Annotated in this window: 20 protein-coding genes; 14 read left to right on the plus strand and 6 right to left on the minus strand. The window is 69.9% G+C overall.

The features are described 5' to 3' along the window. Window positions 1-42 precede the first annotated feature (42 nt). From AB0I43_RS26420 to AB0I43_RS26440, 5 genes are all read left to right on the plus strand, one after another. On the plus strand, window positions 43-426 hold the full coding sequence (locus tag AB0I43_RS26420) for a hemophore-related protein (RefSeq protein ID WP_356975151.1): 384 nt from the start codon (window positions 43-45) through the stop codon (window positions 424-426). Between the two features lie 47 nt (window positions 427-473). Beyond that, a complete protein-coding gene (locus tag AB0I43_RS26425) occupies window positions 474-1,172 on the plus strand; it encodes a response regulator transcription factor (protein ID WP_356975150.1) in 699 nt (232 codons plus the stop codon). Then, window positions 1,169-2,503: a HAMP domain-containing sensor histidine kinase gene (locus tag AB0I43_RS26430; RefSeq protein WP_356975148.1), complete on the plus strand. Its 1,335-nt coding sequence runs from the start codon at window positions 1,169-1,171 to the stop codon at window positions 2,501-2,503. Before AB0I43_RS26425 ends, AB0I43_RS26430 begins: the two co-directional genes overlap by 4 nt. 39 nt (window positions 2,504-2,542) lie before the next feature. Beyond that, a complete protein-coding gene (locus AB0I43_RS26435; RefSeq protein ID WP_356975146.1) occupies window positions 2,543-3,244 on the plus strand; it encodes a YafY family protein in 702 nt (233 codons plus the stop codon). A gap of 105 nt (window positions 3,245-3,349) precedes the next feature. Beyond that, window positions 3,350-3,727, plus strand: a complete 378-nt coding sequence (locus AB0I43_RS26440) for a VOC family protein (RefSeq protein ID WP_356975144.1) — start codon at window positions 3,350-3,352, stop codon at window positions 3,725-3,727. A gap of 70 nt (window positions 3,728-3,797) precedes the next feature. On the opposite strand, the gene AB0I43_RS26445 is transcribed toward AB0I43_RS26440, so the two are convergent. Next, entirely contained in the window at window positions 3,798-4,919 is a 1,122-nt protein-coding gene (locus AB0I43_RS26445; protein ID WP_356975142.1) for a citrate synthase 2, read from the minus strand. A 154-nt stretch (window positions 4,920-5,073) separates the two neighbouring features. Here AB0I43_RS26445 and pdxH point away from each other — a divergent pair, with 154 nt between their 5' ends. From pdxH to AB0I43_RS26465, 4 genes are all read left to right on the plus strand, one after another. Beyond that, window positions 5,074-5,802 (plus strand): pyridoxamine 5'-phosphate oxidase, encoded by a 729-nt coding sequence (pdxH, locus tag AB0I43_RS26450; RefSeq protein WP_356975140.1) that lies wholly within the window; start codon window positions 5,074-5,076, stop codon window positions 5,800-5,802. Window positions 5,803-5,850: 48 nt separating this feature from the next. Next, window positions 5,851-7,134 (plus strand): MFS transporter, encoded by a 1,284-nt coding sequence (locus AB0I43_RS26455; protein WP_356975138.1) that lies wholly within the window; start codon window positions 5,851-5,853, stop codon window positions 7,132-7,134. 156 nt (window positions 7,135-7,290) lie between these two features. After that, complete coding sequence (locus tag AB0I43_RS26460; RefSeq protein ID WP_356975136.1) at window positions 7,291-8,595, plus strand: citrate synthase; 1,305 nt, start codon at window positions 7,291-7,293, stop codon at window positions 8,593-8,595. A 38-nt stretch (window positions 8,596-8,633) separates the two neighbouring features. Further along, a complete protein-coding gene (locus AB0I43_RS26465; RefSeq protein WP_356975134.1) occupies window positions 8,634-8,993 on the plus strand; it encodes an FKBP-type peptidyl-prolyl cis-trans isomerase in 360 nt (119 codons plus the stop codon). 58 nt (window positions 8,994-9,051) lie between these two features. On the opposite strand, the gene AB0I43_RS26470 is transcribed toward AB0I43_RS26465, so the two are convergent. Both AB0I43_RS26470 and AB0I43_RS26475 read right to left on the minus strand, forming a co-directional pair. Continuing rightward, window positions 9,052-10,227: a hypothetical protein gene (locus AB0I43_RS26470; protein ID WP_356975132.1), complete on the minus strand. Its 1,176-nt coding sequence runs from the start codon at window positions 10,225-10,227 to the stop codon at window positions 9,052-9,054. A 64-nt stretch (window positions 10,228-10,291) separates the two neighbouring features. Continuing rightward, window positions 10,292-10,945 carry a hypothetical protein gene (locus AB0I43_RS26475; protein WP_356975130.1) on the minus strand — a complete coding sequence of 218 codons (654 nt, stop codon included), beginning with the start codon at window positions 10,943-10,945 and terminating at the stop codon, window positions 10,292-10,294. A 105-nt stretch (window positions 10,946-11,050) separates the two neighbouring features. Between AB0I43_RS26475 and serC the strand changes: the two genes are divergently transcribed. The 3 genes from serC to AB0I43_RS26490 all read left to right on the plus strand — a co-directional run bounded on the left by serC (window position 11,051) and on the right by AB0I43_RS26490 (window position 14,612). Continuing rightward, window positions 11,051-12,175, plus strand: a complete 1,125-nt coding sequence (gene serC / locus AB0I43_RS26480) for a phosphoserine transaminase (protein ID WP_356975128.1) — start codon at window positions 11,051-11,053, stop codon at window positions 12,173-12,175. Window positions 12,176-12,396: 221 nt separating this feature from the next. After that, entirely contained in the window at window positions 12,397-13,686 is a 1,290-nt protein-coding gene (sepH, locus tag AB0I43_RS26485; RefSeq protein WP_356975127.1) for a septation protein SepH, read from the plus strand. 179 nt (window positions 13,687-13,865) lie between these two features. Next, window positions 13,866-14,612 (plus strand): hypothetical protein, encoded by a 747-nt coding sequence (locus tag AB0I43_RS26490; RefSeq protein ID WP_356975125.1) that lies wholly within the window; start codon window positions 13,866-13,868, stop codon window positions 14,610-14,612. 2 nt (window positions 14,613-14,614) lie between these two features. On the opposite strand, the gene AB0I43_RS26495 is transcribed toward AB0I43_RS26490, so the two are convergent. Both AB0I43_RS26495 and AB0I43_RS26500 read right to left on the minus strand, forming a co-directional pair. Beyond that, window positions 14,615-14,899 (minus strand): DUF2537 domain-containing protein, encoded by a 285-nt coding sequence (locus AB0I43_RS26495; RefSeq protein ID WP_356975123.1) that lies wholly within the window; start codon window positions 14,897-14,899, stop codon window positions 14,615-14,617. After that, entirely contained in the window at window positions 14,896-15,699 is an 804-nt protein-coding gene (locus AB0I43_RS26500) for an RNA methyltransferase (protein WP_356975121.1), read from the minus strand. The genes AB0I43_RS26495 and AB0I43_RS26500 overlap by 4 nt, the downstream gene beginning before the upstream one ends. Window positions 15,700-15,808: 109 nt before the next feature. Between AB0I43_RS26500 and AB0I43_RS26505 the strand changes: the two genes are divergently transcribed. Beyond that, the gene (locus AB0I43_RS26505; RefSeq protein WP_356975119.1) at window positions 15,809-17,017 is read left to right on the plus strand and encodes a GNAT family N-acetyltransferase; all 1,209 of its coding nucleotides are present in this window, start codon (window positions 15,809-15,811) and stop codon (window positions 17,015-17,017) included. Between the two features lie 36 nt (window positions 17,018-17,053). Continuing rightward, window positions 17,054-17,464 carry a YccF domain-containing protein gene (locus AB0I43_RS26510; protein WP_356975117.1) on the plus strand — a complete coding sequence of 137 codons (411 nt, stop codon included), beginning with the start codon at window positions 17,054-17,056 and terminating at the stop codon, window positions 17,462-17,464. Window positions 17,465-17,467: 3 nt separating this feature from the next. Here the strand turns inward: AB0I43_RS26510 and AB0I43_RS26515 are convergent, their stop codons facing one another. After that, complete coding sequence (locus AB0I43_RS26515) at window positions 17,468-17,899, minus strand: MarR family transcriptional regulator (RefSeq protein ID WP_356975283.1); 432 nt, start codon at window positions 17,897-17,899, stop codon at window positions 17,468-17,470. Window positions 17,900-17,988 lie beyond the last annotated feature (89 nt).

Genomic DNA, 17,988 nt, shown 5'->3' on the forward strand with positions numbered 1-17,988 from the left:
TCGAGGGCGTCTCAGCAACCCTCGATTTTCGGGAGTGACTTCATGAAGCGTTTCTCTGCTCGCTCTGCTACCGCCCTGCTCGCCGGCGGTGCGGGCGCGGTAGCCGTGCTGCTCGCGCCGGGTGTGGCGAACGCGGGCCCGCTGGAATTGGCCGCGCCGCTGCTGAACTCGACCTGCACCTTCGCGCAGGTGGACGCGGCGCTGCACGACAAGGCTCCGGCCCTGGCCAACATCCTGGACAACAACCCGGCGCAGAAGGCCGAGCTGAAGGCCAAGTTCGATCTGCCGGTGGAACAGCGGCGCGCCGAATTCCAGCGCATCGTCGAGGAGAACCCGGACGCCGCCGCCCAGGCCCAGAACGATCCGCGGGCCGCCGGCATCGGCAACACGATCGCCGAGGTCGCGGCCGTTTGCCACAACTACTGATCCCGGCCTTGACCGATCCGGCCGAGTCGGCGCGGCACAATGACCCTGTGACGGCTAACCCCACGGTGCTTGTGGTCGACGACGACGAAGACGTGCTCGCCTCGGTCGAGCGCGGACTGCGGCTGTCCGGTTTCCGGGTGCTCGTCGCCCGGGACGGGGCAGCCGCCCTGCGCAGCGTGAACGAGCACGCGCCCGACGCCATCGTGCTGGACATGAACATGCCGGTGCTCGACGGCGCGGGCGTGGTGACCGCGCTGCGGGCCATGGGCAACGAGGTGCCGATCTGCGTGCTCAGCGCCCGCGCCTCGGTCGACGACCGGATCTCCGGCCTGGAGTCCGGCGCGGACGACTACCTGGTGAAACCGTTCGTGCTGGCCGAACTGGTGGCCCGGATCCGGGCGCTGCTGCGGCGGCGCTCGGACGCGCCCGTGCCGGAGACTCCCGGGGCCATCTGCGTCGGGCCGCTCGAGGTGGACGAGGCCGGCTACCGCGCGCTGCTGCACGGACAGGAAATCGAGCTCACCAAAAGGGAATTCGAGCTGCTGTCCACCCTGGCCCGCAACGCGGGCGTGGTGCTGAGCCGGGAGCGGTTACTGGAATTGGTGTGGGGCTACGATTTCGCGGCCGACACCAATGTGGTGGACGTGTTCGTCGGATATCTGCGCCGGAAACTCGAAATCGAGGACACCCCAAGGCTTCTGCACACGATCCGGGGCGTCGGATTCGTGCTGCGTCCGCCGAAATGAGGGCGTTCTCGCTGCGCACGCGGGTCGCGGCCGCGGCGGCGATGGGCGCGATCATCATCGTCACCCTGTTGAGCCTGATCAGTATTCGCGCGATCGAGCGGATCAATCTGCAGCAGAGCGACCAGCAGCTGCGGATGGCCTCGCGCCTGGTGCTGATCGATCCGGTGGTGGCGGTCCGGCTGATCAGCCTGACCGGGCTCAACAACGACATCGCCGTCACCGTGCGCGACAGCGGCACCGTGGTGGCCAGCAGCCAGGTCCGATTGCCCGAGGAGGCAACGGGTTTCCACACCGCCATGGTGGACGGCAGTTCCTACCGGCTGCTCACCACCACCGAAAAACAGCCCGCCGGGCGAGTCGTCACCCTCGGCATCCCGGCCGAAGAGGCCGCGCGCGCGACCGCCGAACAGCGCCAGTGGGTGCTGGGCGGCGCGCTCATCGCCATCGCCGCGGCCGCCGCGCTGGGCTGGTTGTTCGCCGGGCGCGCGGTCCGGCCGATCGTGCGCCTGACCCGGCAGGTCGCCGGGCGCAGCGGCTTCGCCGATCCCGCCAATCCGACCACGCCCGTGGACGGTTCGGGCGTGCGCGAGGCCGAGCAGCTGGCCGACGCGGTGAACACCATGCTGGACCGCGTCGACGAGGCGCAGGCCGAGACCGCGGCCGCGCTGGAGACGGCCCGCGATTTCGCCGCCGTCTCCGCGCACGAGCTGCGCACCCCGCTCACCGCCATGCGCACCGACCTGGAGGTGCTGCGCACCCTGGACCTGGACGAGGCGCAGCGCACCGAGATCCTCACCGACCTGCAACGCAGCCAGGGCCGGGTGGAGACCACCCTCGGCGCGCTGGAGCGCCTGGCCACCGGCGATCTCACCAACGAGCGCGATCACGTCGCCACCGACGTCGGCGACCTGTGCGATCAGGCCGCGCACGACGCCATGCGGCACTTCCCCGACCTGCGGGTCAGCATCGAATGCGACGCCGAGCTGATCACCCGCGGCCTGCCCGCCGGGCTGCGGCTGGCGGTGGACAACGCGCTGGCCAACTCGGTCAAGCACGGCCGCGCGAAGAACGCGCTCGTCTCCGCGCACCGCAGGCCCGACGGCCACATCCTGATCACCGTCGACGACGACGGCGCCGGTATTCCGGCCGACGAACGCGCGGCCGTGTTCGATCGCTTCTATCGCGGCAGCCAGGCCAGCAAGGGCGGGTCGGGGCTGGGGTTGGCGCTGGTGGCACAGCAGGCCCAATTGCACGGCGGGCAGGCGTATTTCGACGACAGTCCGCTGGGCGGCGCGCGGCTGGTGCTGGATCTGCCCGAACGGGAGCGCTGAGCGCCGGAAGTTGTCGGTGGGCAGGTCTACGGTGGCGGGGTGAACCGGACGGATCGGTTGTACGCGATCGTCGAAGAGCTCCGAGCCGTGGCGCCGCGCCTGCGTACCGCGCGCCAGCTGGCCGAGCGGCACGGCGTCAGCCTGCGCACCATCGAACGGGATATCGCCGCGCTGCAGCAGGCGGGCATCCCCATCTACGCCGATGTCGGCCGGCGTGGCGGTTACGCGCTGGAGAAGAGCATGTCGCTGCCGCCGCTGAACTTCACCCCGGCCGAAACCGTCGCGCTGGCAGTGGCTTTGGCGCGCAACAAGGGCGGGCCCTTCGATCACGCCGGCCGCAGCGCCCTGCACAAGGTGCTGGCGGCCATGCCCGAGCGCAACGCGGCGGCGGCCCGCGACCTGGCCGCCCGGGTGCGCCTGATGCGACCGCCCGGCGACACCGAGCTGCCGGAGCTGCCGCCGCTGATCGGGCAGGCCATCGAGCGCGGCGTGGTGCTGAGCATGGGATACCGGGATCAGTTCGGGCAGAGCAGTGAGCGGGCGGTGGAGCCGGTCGAACTCGTCAACGGGGCTCGCGGCTGGTATCTCATCGCCTGGTGCCGGTTGCGCGACGGGTTCCGCGTGTTCCGGCTGGATCGGATGAGCGCGCTCGCGCTGACCGATCTTCCGGCGCCGATCCGGCCGCGCGAGGGCTATCCGTGCGGGCCGTCGGATCAGGAGGTGCGGGCGATCGCGCTGTGAACCGTTCGGCGGCAAGAACTTCGGAAACACCGACACAGGGTTGTCGCCGGGCCGGGTGATCGTGGTGTCGCACAGCGATCCCGACTATCCGACCGGAGCAAACCCATGACGACCCCGACCATCAACACCGTTTCGTGGTTCCAGATCGGCACCGACCAGCCGGAGCGCGCCCACCGCTTCTACGGCGACCTGTTCGGCTGGAACTTCGCCGCCGACCCGAGCCTGCCCGGCTACGACCTGATCCGCTACCCGGACACCGAGACCCCCGGCGGCGGCGTCGCCCACACACCCGACGCCGGGGCCAATCACGCCATCTTCTTCGTCCTGGTCGAGGATGTCGCGGCCACCGCCGCGGCGACGGAACGCCTGGGCGGCAAGGTGGTTCAGCCGCCGACCACCGCGCCGGACGGCCTGGTCTTCGCGCACCTGCTCGACCCGAGCGGCAACCAGTTCGGCGTCTTCACGCCCGCCCCCAAGCCCTGACCCGGCGCCGGACCGAAACGAGCCGGGCACCGGAATCGCGATTCCGGTGCCCGGCTCGGGTATCGAGGGATCAGACGTGGGCGATGCTCGCCCAGCCCGCGACGTCTTCCGGCTTGCGCGGGCTCGGGCCGGTGTAGATGGCGGCCGGACGGACCAGCTTGCCCAGCTGCTTCTGCTCCAGGATGTGCGCGCACCAGCCGGCGGTGCGGCCACAGGTGAACATCGCGGGCATCATGTGCGCGGGGACCTCGGCGAAGTCCAGAATCACCGCGGCCCAGAACTCGACGTTGGTCTCGATGGCGCGGTCCGGGCGGCGCTCGCGCAGCTCGGCCAGCGCGGCCTGCTCCAGCGCGGCGGCCACCTCGAAGCGGGGCGCGTTGAGCCGCTTGGCGGTGGCGCGCAGCACGCGGGCGCGCGGGTCCTCGGCCCGGTACACCCGGTGACCGAAGCCCATCAGCTTCTCCTTGCGATCCAGGATGCCCTTGACCAGCGCCCGGGCGTCGCCGCTCTTTTCCACGGCCTCGATCATCGGCAGCACGCGCGCCGGGGCGCCGCCGTGCAGCGGGCCGGACATGGCGCCGATCGCGCCGGACAGCGAGGCCGCCACGTCCGCGCCGGTGGAGGCGATGACGCGGGCGGTGAAGGTGGAGGCGTTCATGCCGTGCTCGGCGGCGGAGACCCAGTAGGCGTCGATGGCCTCGGTGTGCGCCGGATCCGGGTCACCCTTCCAGCGGGTCATGAACCGCTCGGTGACGGTGGCGCACTCGTCGATCTTCTTCTGCGGCACGGCGGGCTGGTAGATGCCGCGCGCGGACTGCGCCACGTAGGACAGCGCCATCACCGAGGCGCGGGCCAGGTTCTCACGCGCGGTTTCGTCGTCGATGTCCAGCAGCGGCTCGTAGCCCCAGATCGGGGCGAGCATGGCCAGGCCGGCCTGCACGTCGACGCGGACGTCGCCGGTGTGCACCGGCAGCGGGAACGGCTCGGCGGGCGGCAGACCGCGGCCGAACTCCCCGTCGACCAGCAGGGCCCACACGTCGCCGAAGGTCACCCGGCCACCGACCAGGTCCTCGATGTCGACGCCGCGGTAGCGCAGCGCGCCGCCGTCCTTGTCGGGCTCGGCGATGTCGGTGGTGAATGCCACGACACCCTCGAGGCCGCTGACGAAATCACTGGGGACGGCGGTAGTCATGTTGGGACTCTCCTTGCACTTCGGATCCGCAGCGGCTGCTTGCAGGCCGCTCGAAATGGTCGCCATGGGTATCTCGTCGATGAGATGGCTCGCCGAGGCACATGCCGATCAGGAAAACGATAACTCCTTGCTACCGCGGAGTAACGTCTGGCCCATGCAGGCGGAGGACAATTTCCCGGCCGGCCGCAACCCGGCCGAAAACGTCTCGACCACGGATCTGGCCGCGATGCGCGTCGATTACGGCGCCTTGCATTTCGGCAGCGGGGAGGACACCGACCTGGACGAAACCTGGCTGGCCGGGGGCTGGGAACCCCTGCTCCGGCACTGGATCGAGCAGGCCACCGCGGTCGGCATCGCCGAACCGAACGCCATGGTGCTGGCCACCGTCGCGCAGGGCGCGAGCGGTCCGCGACCGGTAGCCAGAACCGTGCTGTGCAAGGGGCTCTCGCCCGCGGGTGTGACTTTTTACACGAACTACGATTCGGCCAAGGGCACCCAGCTGGCCGGGGTCCCGTTCGCCGCGGCCACCTTCCTGTGGCCCGCGCTGGGCCGCCAGGTGCACGTGCGCGGCCCGGTGGAGCGCACCCCGATCGAGACCACCACCGTCTACTGGCGCTCCCGGCCCCGGGAATCCCAGCTCGGAGCCTGGGCCTCGCAGCAGTCCCGGCCGGTGGGCAGTCGCGCGGAACTGGACCGGATCCTGGCCGAGACCACCGAGCGCTTCGCCGACGTCGACGACATCCCGGTGCCGCCGCACTGGGGCGGCTACCTGCTGCGCCCCGACGAGGTCGAATTCTGGCAGGGCCGGCGCGGCCGCCTGCACAACCGGATCGTCGTGCGCATGACCGACGGGACCACGCGCGTGCAACGGCTACAACCGTGACGAGTACAACACTGTCGGGCGGCTGAGCCGCTCGCTACGCTGCGGCCGGTGAAACTGCTCGCCGACACGACGCCGCTGCGCTATCCCGACTATCGGCGGCTGTGGACCAGCAACATCGTCACCGTCATCGGCTCGCAGCTGGCCGTGGTGGCGGTGCCGCAGCAGATCTTCCAGATCACCGGCAGCTCCGGCTATGTCGGCCTGGCCGGACTGTTCGGCCTGGTGCCCCTGATCGTGTTCGGGCTGTGGGGCGGCGCGCTGGCCGACGTGATGGACCGGCGCACGCTCATGCTGATCACCAACGCCGGCACCGGGCTCACCGCGCTCGCCTTCTGGGCGCAGGCCGCGAGCGGCCTGAACAACGTGTGGGTGGTGCTGATCCTGTTCGGCGTGCAGCAGGCGCTGTTCGCGGTCAACCAGCCAACCCGCAGCGCCGCCATCCCCCGCCTGCTGCCCGCCGAGCACCTGGCCGCCGCCAGCGCGCTCAGCATGACCGTGCAGCAGTTCGGGGCCATCGCGGGCCCCGTGCTGGCCGGGGTGCTGATCCCCGTGGTCGGGCTGTCCACGCTGTATCTGATCGACGCGATCGCCCTGCTCGCCACCGTGTGGGCGGTCTGGCGACTGCCCGCGATCCCGCCGACCGGCACCGCCCGCTCGGCCGGATTGCGCACGGTCCTGGACGGATTCGTGTATCTGGCCCGGCAGCGCATCCTGCTGGCGTCCTTCGTGGTCGACGTGATCGCGATGGTGTTCGGCATGTCCCGGGCGCTGTATCCGGAGATCGCGCACGAGACCTTCGGCGACCCGGCCGAGGGCGGCGTGGCGCTCGGCCTGCTGTTCGCCTCGATGTCGGTGGGCGCGGTGCTGGGCGGCGTCTTCTCCGGCTGGATCTCCCACGTCCGGCGGCAGGGCCTGACGGTGCTGGTCTGCATCGCGCTGTGGGGTCTGGCGATGGTCGGATTCGGGCTCGCCGTCGGGTTCACCGGGCACGGCCTCGGGGTAGGGCTGGGCCTGTCGATCGCGCTGGCCTGCTCGGCCTTCGGCGGTGCGGTCGACATGGTGTCGGCGGCGCTGCGGATCGCCATGCTGCAAACCGTCACCACCGACGAGATGCGCGGGCGCCTGCAAGGCGTCTTCATCGTCATCGTCGCTGGTGGGCCTCGGATCGGTGATGTTGCACACGGTTTCGCCGCGGCGAGCCTGGGTACCGCCGTCGCCGCGGCCGGCGGCGGCGTGCTGGTCGTGGTCGGCGTGGTGCTGGCCGCTCTGGCATTTCCCGCGTTCCTCCGATATCGGGTGGCCAGGACACACCCGGTGCCGCAAGTGGCCTAGCGGGCAAACCTCACGCCTTCACGCGAGGTTTGTGAGGTTCTCCGGTGGGCACCCTCGTTCTCGGGCCGCGTGGACAGCGACTAGCGTCTAGGTAATCGCACCGCCGTGCCGACCGCACTCCGATGCCGACGGTCCTAGCCTGAGAGGGATCCTTCCGTGCCCGAAAACGACCACATCAACGACGCCAAACCGGTGCTCAGCTACCCAGGTGGCGAGTACCCCATGACGATCGCCGAAGCCAAAGAAGGCAACGACGGCGTCGACCTGGGCAAAATGCTGGCCAGCACGGGGTACGTGACCTACGACCCGGGCTTCATGAACACCGCGTCGACCAAGTCGGCGATCACCTACATCGACGGTGAACAGGGCATCCTGCGCTACCGGGGCTACCCGATCGAGCAGCTCGCCGATTCCTCGACCTTCATCGAGGTCAGCTACCTGCTCATCTACGGGGAGCTACCCACCCAGTCCCAGCTCGAGGATTTCACCGACAGAATCCGCCGGCACACCCTGCTGCACGAGGATCTGAAGAGATTCTTCGACGGCTTCCCGCGCAACGCGCACCCGATGCCGGTGCTGTCCTCCGCGGTGAACGCGCTGTCGGCCTACTACCAGGATTCGCTGGACCCGCGCGATCCCGAGCAGGTCGAGCTGTCCACCATCCGACTATTGGCGAAGCTGCCCACCATCGCGGCCTACTCCTACAAGAAGTCGGTCGGCCAGCCCTTCCTCTACCCCGACAACTCGCTGTCGCTGGTGGAAAACTTCCTGCGCATGACCTTCGGTTTCCCGGCCGAGCCCTACGAGGTCGACCCGGAGATCGCCGCCGCGCTGGACATGCTGCTGATCCTGCACGCCGATCACGAGCAGAACTGCTCCACCTCCACCGTTCGCCTGGTCGGTTCCTCCGACGCGAACCTGTTCACCTCCGTCTCCGGCGGCATCAACGCGCTGTGGGGCCCGCTGCACGGCGGCGCCAACCAGGCCGTGCTGGAGATGCTGGACGACATCAAGGCCGCCGGCGGTGACGTCAAGGAATTCATCCGCAAGGTCAAGAACAAGGAAGACGGCGTGAAGCTCATGGGCTTCGGGCACCGCGTCTACCGCAACTACGACCCGCGCGCCGCGATCGCCAAGAAGCACGCCGACGCGATCCTGCAGAAGCTGGGCGGCGACGATCAGCTCTTCGACATCGCCAAGGCGCTCGAAGAAGCCGCGCTCACCGACGAGTACTTCATCTCGCGCAAGCTCTACCCGAACGTCGATTTCTACACCGGCGTCATCTACCGGGCCATGGGCTTCCCGACGCGCATGTTCACCGTGCTGTTCGCCATGGGCCGTTTGCCGGGTTGGATCGCGCACTGGCGGGAAATGCATTCCGAGCCGTTGAAGATCGGCCGCCCGCGCCAGATCTACACCGGTTATGGTGAGCGCGATTACCAAGTCATCAACAATCGCTGAGCAACCCCCCAAATCACCTATCGAAGGGTATTGACCGAATGTCGAAGCCGGAGATCGAATTCCAGGCGGGCCCCGCGCCCACCGAGCTCGTGATCAAGGACATCATCGAGGGCGAAGGCAAGGAAGCCGTGCCCGGCGGCACCGTCGAGGTGCACTACGTGGGCGTCGAATTCGAGTCCGGCGAGCAGTTCGATTCCTCGTGGGACCGGGGCGAGTCGATCTCCTTCCCGCTGCGCGGCCTGATCCAGGGCTGGCAGGACGGCATCCCGGGCATGAAGGTCGGCGGCCGCCGCCAGCTGACCATCCCGCCGAAGCTCGCCTACGGCGAGGCCGGCGCCGGCCACCACCTCTCGGGCAAGACCCTGGTCTTCGTGATCGACCTGCTCGACGCGCAGTAAATCGCTTCCGCACCGCGGCCCGTGTTCCCTGGGGAACACGGGCCGCGGTCGTTTCGGCTCACTCCCGGACGATTTCGACGGGGTCGGTGAGGGCCAGGGCGAGGGCGGATTGCTGGGCGGTGCTGCGGAGCGGGAGGGCGGCCATGGCCTTGCCGGTGTTGGTGTTGAGGTTGTCGACGATGGTTTGGAGTTGGGTGACGCCGGTGGTCAGCTGGGAGATGGCGCTGGTGACCATGGCGCCGCCCTGTTCGGCCAGTTGCGGGAGGCCCTCGGCGAGTTTCGCGCCCTCGTTCAGTTGGGCGCTCGCGCCCTGCAATCGGCCGACGACGGTGCGCAGCAGGGTGCCCAGGTCGGTGTTCGGGTCGACGGCGCCGCCGACGAGCAGGTCCAGGCCCGCCAGCTGGGTTCCGGCCTGGCCGGAGACGGTGCGTAGGCCGTCGAGCCGGGCGATGATGTCGGCCACCGCCGGGTCGCCGGCGAAGGGCAGGGCGCGCAGCATCGGCAGGATCTGGTCCAGGCCGGTGCTGACCGCGGTGGCCGACTGCTGGACCTGGCCGATGGTGACGCCCGTCGAATCCAGGGCGGCGGCGAGCTGATTCGCCTGCAGGGCGGCGCCGTCGACGGTGTCGTTCAAGATCTGGATAGCCGAGGTCAATTGCGCGGACCCGGATTTGGCGTATTCCAGGAATCCGAGCATTTCCTGCGCGCCGGACCCGAATTGGTCCGCGCTCGCGGCCGCGGAATTCACCCCGGCGGAGAGCAATTGAGCGGTGAACTGCACGCTGGACAGCTGGGTCCGGGCCTGTGCGACAGCGGCCAGCGCGGCATCCACGCCGGTCGCGCCGATCAGCCGCGACACCTGTGTGGCCGCGCCGTCGACCAGGGCGGAGTCGGCGTCCTCGTGCGCCGCCACCGTCACCTTCGCGCGGGTGGGCTGTGCGCCCGCGAGCGACCCGACGGCGGTGGTGAGATCGGCGGGCAGGGTGATGACGGCGGCGTAGTCCGCGGTATCGGCCGCGCCCGGCGGCGCCATGGTCCAGGTGTAGCCGCGACCGTCCTGTTGCAGCGCCTGCACGACGCGCGCGCCGGTGGGACCGGTGTCGGCGTTGATCAGCGCGATACCGGTGGGCGGGTCGCCGTCGAGCAGGCCGCAGGCGGTCACCGTGCCGCCGAGCGCACCCGCGCCGAGCACGGAAATCACGAGAACGGCCAGGCGGGAACGTTTTTGACGCACGGACGAACGGTAAGAGCCCGAATTAAAGGCGGTATGGGCGTTTCGGTAAGAATTCGCTGTGGCGCTATTCCTCCCCCAGCGACGCCGCCCAATCCACGGCCACCGTTTCCCCGTGATCCACGGTGAAGAACGCCACCTCGAGATGCTGCCCCAGATCGATCAGCCCGATCGCGCTCAGCGGGACCGGCTGGATGAGGCGCACATGCCACGGTTTCGGTTCGTCCCAGGCCCGCAATTCCAGATCCAGGCGCAACACCGGGTCGGCGCGGCCGCTGTAGTCGGCGGCCACCGGCGCGGCCGAGAGCACGGTGGCATCCGCGCGGCGCCCGTCGGCGAGGATCTTCGAAACGCTCACGCCGGCGGGGGTTCCGGATTCCGGGACATAGAGCACCAGACGGTCCGGGTCGCCCGGGTCGACGCGGCAGCACACCACCTCGTCGGGTTGCAGCGCCGCCAGCTCCTCCGGGCGCACCCGCTGCCGCACCCGGGCCTCGTAGGGCGCGGTTCCGTCCAGCTGCACCCGGACGGTGATGGTCCACTCCGGTTCCGGTCCGGCGGCCGAACTCTGGCGCAGCCCCAGCACGGTCGCGGTTCCGGCGGCTCCGTGTAGCAGCAATTCCCGCCGGGCGCTGTCGGACAGGGCGGTGCCCCGTCCACCGAAGCCGCGGGAACGTCGGGCGCGCAGGAGCCACCCGGAATTAGCCGACGCCAGGTTCATGGGCCGCTACGTTAGCTCCAGGGGTTGCCAGCCGGCGCAGCCGGCGGGGTGGGTAAGCCCAGTGTGGTAGGCGACACAGCAATACCACCATCTACTCTGTTCGCCATGACCACTGCGCTCCCGACCATTCCCGCCGACCTCAAGCCTGCCGACGGACGGTTCGGCTGTGGCCCCTCCAAGGTGCGCCCGGAACAGCTGCAGTCTCTAGTCGACACGGGCGCTTCGGTGTTCGGCACCTCGCATCGTCAGAAGCCGGTCAAGGACGTCGTGGCGCGGGTGCGCGGCGGCCTGCGCGAACTGTTCCAGCTCCCCGAGGGTTACGAGGTGGTGCTGGGCAACGGCGGCACCACCGCGTTCTGGGATGCCGCGGCCTTCGGCCTGATCCGCGAGCGTTCGCTGCACCTGACCAACGGTGAGTTCTCCTCGAAGTTCGCCTCGGTGGCCAAGGGCAACCCGTTCATCGGCGACCCGATCGTGGTGAAGTCGGAGCCGGGCAGCGCCCCGGAGCCGACCTCGGATCCCTCGGTCGACCTGATCGGCTGGGCGCACAACGAGACCTCCACCGGTGTCGCCATCCCGGTGCAGCGGCCCGCGGGCTCCGAGCACGCCCTGATCGCCATCGACGCCACCTCTGGCGCGGGCGGACTGCCGGTGGACATCGCCGATTCCGACGTCTACTACTTCGCACCGCAGAAGTGCTTCGCCGCCGACGGCGGCCTGTGGGTGGCGCTGATGAGCCCGGCCGCGCTGGCCCGCGTCGAGGAGATCAAGGCGTCCAACCGCTGGACCCCGGAGTTCCTGTCGCTGCCGATCGCGATCGACAACTCCACCAAGGACCAGACCTACAACACCCCGGCGCTGGCCACCCTGCTGCTGTTCGCCAACCAGATCGAGTGGCTGAACGGCAACGGCGGCCTGGATTGGGCGGTCAAGCGGACCCTGGATTCCTCCTCGCGCCTGTACGCCTGGGCCGAGGCGAGCGAATTCGCCACCCCGTACGTGGTGGATCCGGCGCACCGCTCGCAGGTCGTGGGCACCATCGACTTCGCCGAGTCGGTGGACGCGGCGCAGGTCGCGAAGGTGCTGCGCGCCAACGGCATCGTCGACACCGAGCCGTACCGCAAGCTGGGCCGCAACCAGCTGCGCGTGGGCATGTTCCCGGCCATCGATCCCGAGGACGTCTCGCAGCTGACCCGCAGCATCGACTGGGTTGTCGAAAACCTCGCCTAGCGGAATTCGCGCAGTAGTGCACGGTTGATCTGCTGCGACACACCGGAATTCGACACGCCGTAGATCGAATTTCCGACAGTCGAACAGAGCAGATTAGCGGGTGTGACGCGGTTTGGGCCGACATTCGGCCCGCGTGTCTTGCCGCGAGAACAACAACTGTGCACTACTGTTTCGCAAGAGCAGTGGGCGGTGTCGCGAGCCGACGCGATAAGGAGGTAACGGTGCGTGAACTTCGAGTGATCGGGGTGACGCCCGACTCCACGCACATCGTGTGCATCGACACCGAGACCGGCACCAAATACCGGCTGCCCGCCGACGACAAACTTCGAGCCGCCGCCCGCGGAGACCTTGCCCGATTCGGCCAGATTGAGATCGAGATGGAAGCAACTATGCGTCCCCGCGATATTCAAGCTCGTATCCGTGCCGGGGCCTCCGTGGAACAGGTCACCGAAGAGTCCGGCATGCCCGCCAGCCGGGTCGAACGTTTCGCCTACCCGGTGCTGCTGGAGCGCGCCCGGGCCGCGGAGCTGGCGCAGAAGGCGCACCCCGTGCGGCCCGACGGTCCCGCCGTGGAAACCCTGATCGATATCGTCACCGCCGCGTTCACCGAGCGCGGGCACACCCTCGACAACGCCGAGTGGGATGCCTGGAAGGACGAGAAGGGCTACTGGGTCGCCCAGTTGCAGTGGCAGAACGGGCATTCCGAGATCGCCGCGCACTGGCGCTACCAGCCCGACGCGCACGGCGGTTCGGTCTCCCCGCTCGACGATCCCGCCGCCGACCTGGTCGATCCCGATTTCGGCCGGGCCCTGCGCGGGCTCGCGACGATCCTGCCCGCCGCGGCCGAGGTCGAAGCTCCCGCTCCGGAGCCGGAACTGCCCCCGGTGGTGGAGTCCAACCGGCCCGCCGAGACGCGCCCGGCGACGCGCGAGGCCACGGTGCCGCCGCGCCCCGTCGCCCGGCAGACCGCGCCCGCCGTGGACGAGTACTACGAACCGCAGCGCGCTGTCGCCGCGGGTGGCAGCGCGGCGGCCGTGCCCGCCGCGAGCACCACTCCCCCGGCGACCGTGCCCGCTGCGCACACTCCGGCGGCCGCGCAGCCTCCGGCCGCGGCGCACACTCCGGCCGCGGCGCAGCCTCCGGCAGCCGCGTCGGCCCCGGCTGCGGCCACCCCCGCCGCAGCGGCGGCGTCCACCGTCACGGCGGGCGGGAATGTCCCGGCTGCCACCGTCGGTACGGGCGCCCCGACGGTCGGCGCGGGCGGCAGCACGCCCGCGGCGAGCAATACGCCGACGGTCAACGCGGGCTCCGTGCCGCCCGCCGAGCCGCAACCGGCCACGCCGAAGCCGAGCAGCACGCCGGCCGCGCCCGCCGCCGCCCAGACTCCCGCTCCGGCGGAGAAGAAGACCGCCAAGCCCGCTCCGGCCAAGGCCACCCGCAACAAGCGCGGCAAGGCGCCGATGCCCTCGTGGGAGGACGTCTTGCTCGGCGTCCGCAGCTCCGGGCACTGACAGCGCCTCGCGGTTGCTGACAGCTATCTGAAACTCGAATATTTGAGTCCCGCTGGCGTGTTCGCCGTCGAACCCGCGGCATCGACCGATTTGGACGGGTAGATTTCTCTGTGAGTCGCCGACACACATGTCGGTGGCGGGCAGTTCGCTGGGTGCAACCATCGGGAGGTGGCCGTCAAATGCTGTCCAAAGCCTCGACTCTCTGGTACGTCGACGCCTCCGACCCGCTGGCGGTGCTGCGCGATCACCGCGACCCGGACCCGGAAGCCGCGCTGGCTCTGGCCAAACAGCTGCACCCCGAACGCGACGTCCTCCCGAGAGCGATCGGCACGCTGGCCGAGTGCGCCGGCCCGGCCGTGAACGAGGTGTACATCGGCTGCTATCCCGGCGTCACCGTGCTGTGCTCGGCCCAGGCCGCGCTGGTGCGCCCGACCGCGCTGCCGGACTTGCTGGTCCGCCCGCTCGCCTCCGAGCACACCTACCTGATCGCCTTCGACTCCGCCTATGCCTGGGGCGCCTACGCGCACTGGGAGCGCGGCGAATTCCGCCGCGCGTTCAGCTCCACCCGGGTGAACATCCTCGAGGACGAGGGCCTGCCGCTGGTCTGGGAGCGGCCGTACTGGGCCGGGGAGCATCCGGTGCGCTGGCGCGCCGGAGAGTTACCGGATCCGCAGATGCTGCCGTTCGACCCGCCGGAATTCTCCGACGCCGCCAACCACGAGTGGCTCGGGTTCCGCTACCGCGCCGCGGCGCACGCCGAGGCGGTGCTGCCGCGCGATATCGCGGTCTGCGGCTTCACGCTCTACCCCAAGGGCCAGGCCCCCGACCCGGGCGCCCTGCCCCTGCCGGCCGAGCCCGATCTAGCCGTGCGGCCCGCGCGCCGCAGCATCCTGCACTGGATTCGCGGACGCGATCGCGTCTCCTGACCTCAGCCGAACACCAGTCCGAGCAGCAGCGCGAACCAGGCCAGCAGCACTCCGGCCGCGACGCCCGCCACCACCCACCTGACCACCGGCGTGAACCGCCAGCGCCAGGCGGAGGGCGCGGCGCCGCCGGCCGCGATCAGGTTCACCGCGATCGACAGCAGCGGATGCACGCGGGCCAGCGCGTCACCGAAGGAGAAAACCGCCGCCGCGGTCAGCAGGGCGACCAGCACCGTGACGGTGATGCCCGAGGCCCACGGGGTCGGCTCCCGGAGTTCTCCCGGGTTCACGATGTCCTCACCCGTTCATAGAACGCCATCGCGGCCGCCGTCGCCACGTTCAGCGAATCGGTGCCCGGCGACATCGGGATGCGCGCCCGGATGTCGGTGGCCCGCATGGCCTCCTCGGTCAACCCCGGCCCTTCCGCGCCCAGCAGCAACGCCACCCGCTCCCCCGTCATCGCGGTGGCCAGATTCACCGCCGCCGAATTGGGTGTCAACGCGATGATCTGAAACCCCTTGTCGCGCAGCATATCCAGGCCGCCCGGCCAGTCCGGAACGGTGGCGAACGGCACCCGCAGCACGTGCCCCATCGAGACCCGCACCGCGCGCCGGTACAGCGGATCCGCGCAGCGCTCGCCGAACAGTACGGCGTCGGCGCCCAGGCCCGCGGCGTTGCGGAACATCGACCCGAGGTTCTCGTGGTCGTTCACACCCTCGAGCACGGCCACCGTGCGCGCCTCCGCGAGCACCTCGTCCAGACGCAACTCGGCGGGGCGCGGCGCGACCGCCAGCACGCCGCGATTCAGATGGAATCCGACGATCCGGGCCATCACGTCGGCGTCGGCGCGGTAGTACGGCACGTCCACCCCCGCCAGATCCGCTGCCAGCTGCTCATATTTCCTGCCCACGCCGAGCAGCGCACTCGGCGCGAACCGCGAGTCCAGCATGCGCTGTACGACAACCACCCCCTCCGCGATCACCAGCCCCTTCCGCCCCGGCAGGTCCGGCCTGCGGTCGGCGGAGGAGAGATCGCGGAAATCGTCGACCCGCGGATCCGCGGGATCGCCGATATCGATCACTTCAGCCACGGCCCATATCCTGCCCGGTCACGCGGAAGACCACCGACACCACCCGGTCGCCGCTGGCGTGGCCGCCGGAATTCGGATGCGGGCTGAGCGCGATCCGTGGGATCGTCGGATGATGACGATCGGATCCGAGATCACCATTCGCCCGGCGACCGCCGCGGACGCGGAACAGATCTGGCTGCTGGGCGCGACGGCGTTCACCTGGCCCTCCGACGCGGCCTACCGGCAGCGAGCGGCGGAGTTGTTCGTACCCGAGGACGCCATCGTGGCGGTGGACGGCGACCGGGTGGTCGGCCACACCAAGTCCCGCACGATGACGCTGACCGTGCCGGGCGAGCGCACGGTCGAGGCCACCGGCATCGCCGGGGTCACGGTGGCGCCGCAACACCGCCGGCGCGGAATCCTGCGGGCGATGTACACCGAACAGCACCGGCGCACCGAGGCGGCGGGCGTGCCGCTGACCATCTTCACCGCCAGTCAGGGCGCCATCTACGGGCGGTTCGGCTACGGCCCGACGATCCGGGAGAGCCGGGTCACCATCGATCGGCGCTTCGCCGAGTTCCGCTCCACCGCGCCCGACCCGGGCGGCGTCGAGCTGTCCACCCTGCCCGCGTCCGGCGAGCAGATCAAAGCGATCTACGACCGGTTCCGGCGCCTCACGCCCGGCGTGCAGGCCCGCCCGGACGCGTCCTGGCAGATCCGGTTCAGCGATCCGGAGGGCTGGCGCGGGGGCGGCACCCAGCTGTTCGTGCTGCTGCACGCCGACGGCTACCTGCTCTACCGCTACCACCACCGCGACAGCGGCACGGAGGTGGAGGTGGTGGAAATGCGCACGGTGACCACCGACGCGCACGCCGCGCTCTGGCGGACGCTGTTCGGGCTGGAACTCGTCACCCGGATCGAGGCGACGCTCAGCGAGCACGATCCGCTGCCCTGCCTGCTGACCGACCTGCGGCTGGTGCGCACCGAGGCCCGCTACGACACCCTGTGGCTGCGGCTCATGGACGTGCCCGCCGCGCTGACCGCCCGGTCCTACAGCGCCGACCTGGATACCGTTCTGGCCGTGCACGATCCGTTCCGCGAGGCGGGCGGCACCTTCGCGCTCACCGTGCGGGACGGGCACGCCGAATGCGCGCCCACCACCCGTCCCGCGGAGGTCGAACTCGGCATCGACGTGCTGGGCAGCCTGTACTTCGGCGCCTATCCGGCGCGGTTGTTCGCGGCCGCGAATCGGTTGCAGGTGAAGGATTCCGCGCAGTTGCCGGCGCTGGAGCACGCCTTCGCGACCGAACGGGACGCGGAGCTGGGCTGGCATTTCTGACACCCCCGTCCCAGAATCCCGCCGTATCCTGGGAGCATGAAGCCGATTCAGCTGGTTCTCAACATCCTCTGGCTCATCTTCGCCGGGTTCTGGATGGCGGTCGGCTACCTGGTAGCCGGCGTCATCTGCTGCATCCTGATCATCACGATTCCCTGGGGCATCGCCTCGTTCCGGATCGCGGCCTACGCGCTGTGGCCGTTCGGGCGCACCGCGGTGGAGAAACCGGGGGTGCGGCCGGGCTCGATGATCGGCAACATCATCTGGTTCGTCTTCGCGGGCTGGTGGCTGGCGCTGGGGCATCTGCTGACCAGCATCCCCCTGTTCGTGTCGATCATCGGCATCCCGTTCGGCTGGGCGAACCTGAAGATGATCCCGCTGTCGCTGTTCCCGCTCGGGCGCGAGATCGTGGACAGCGATCAGCCCTTCGCGCAGGAATACGCCCGCTGAGCCCTACTCCGACTCGGTGACGATCTGCTTCATGATGCCGACGGCCCTGGTCAGGGTGACCAGCTGTTCGTCGGTGAGCTGGGAGAGCTGATCGGTCATCCAGGCCTCGCGGGCGCTGGCCTCGTCGTCGATCAGGGCGCGGCCCGCGTCGGAGAGCGAGACGATGATCTGCCGGCCGTCGGTGGGGTGCGGTTTGCGCTCCACCAGTTGCAGGTCGGTGAGCGAGGCGATGACCCGGGTCATCGACGGCGGCTGCACCCGCTCCTTCGCGGCCAGCGCACCCGGTGTCATGGCGCCATCGCGGTGCAGGGTGGCCAGGGCCGACAGCTGGGTCAACGAGATCTGTGCATCGGCGCGGCGGCCCCGCAGATGTCGCGTCAGCCGTACTACGGCGAGTGAGAGCTCACCGGCGAGGGCTCGAACATCCGATGGCATGGTCACAAGGGCAAACGATACGGGACCTGCGCAGGACGGGCAGGGGGTTCTCACAGCATCGCGCCGGCGATTCCGTGGGGGGTGGTGGT

This window comes from Nocardia sp. NPDC050435, assembly GCF_040655395.1.
GTDB lineage: Bacteria > Actinomycetota > Actinomycetes > Mycobacteriales > Mycobacteriaceae > Nocardia.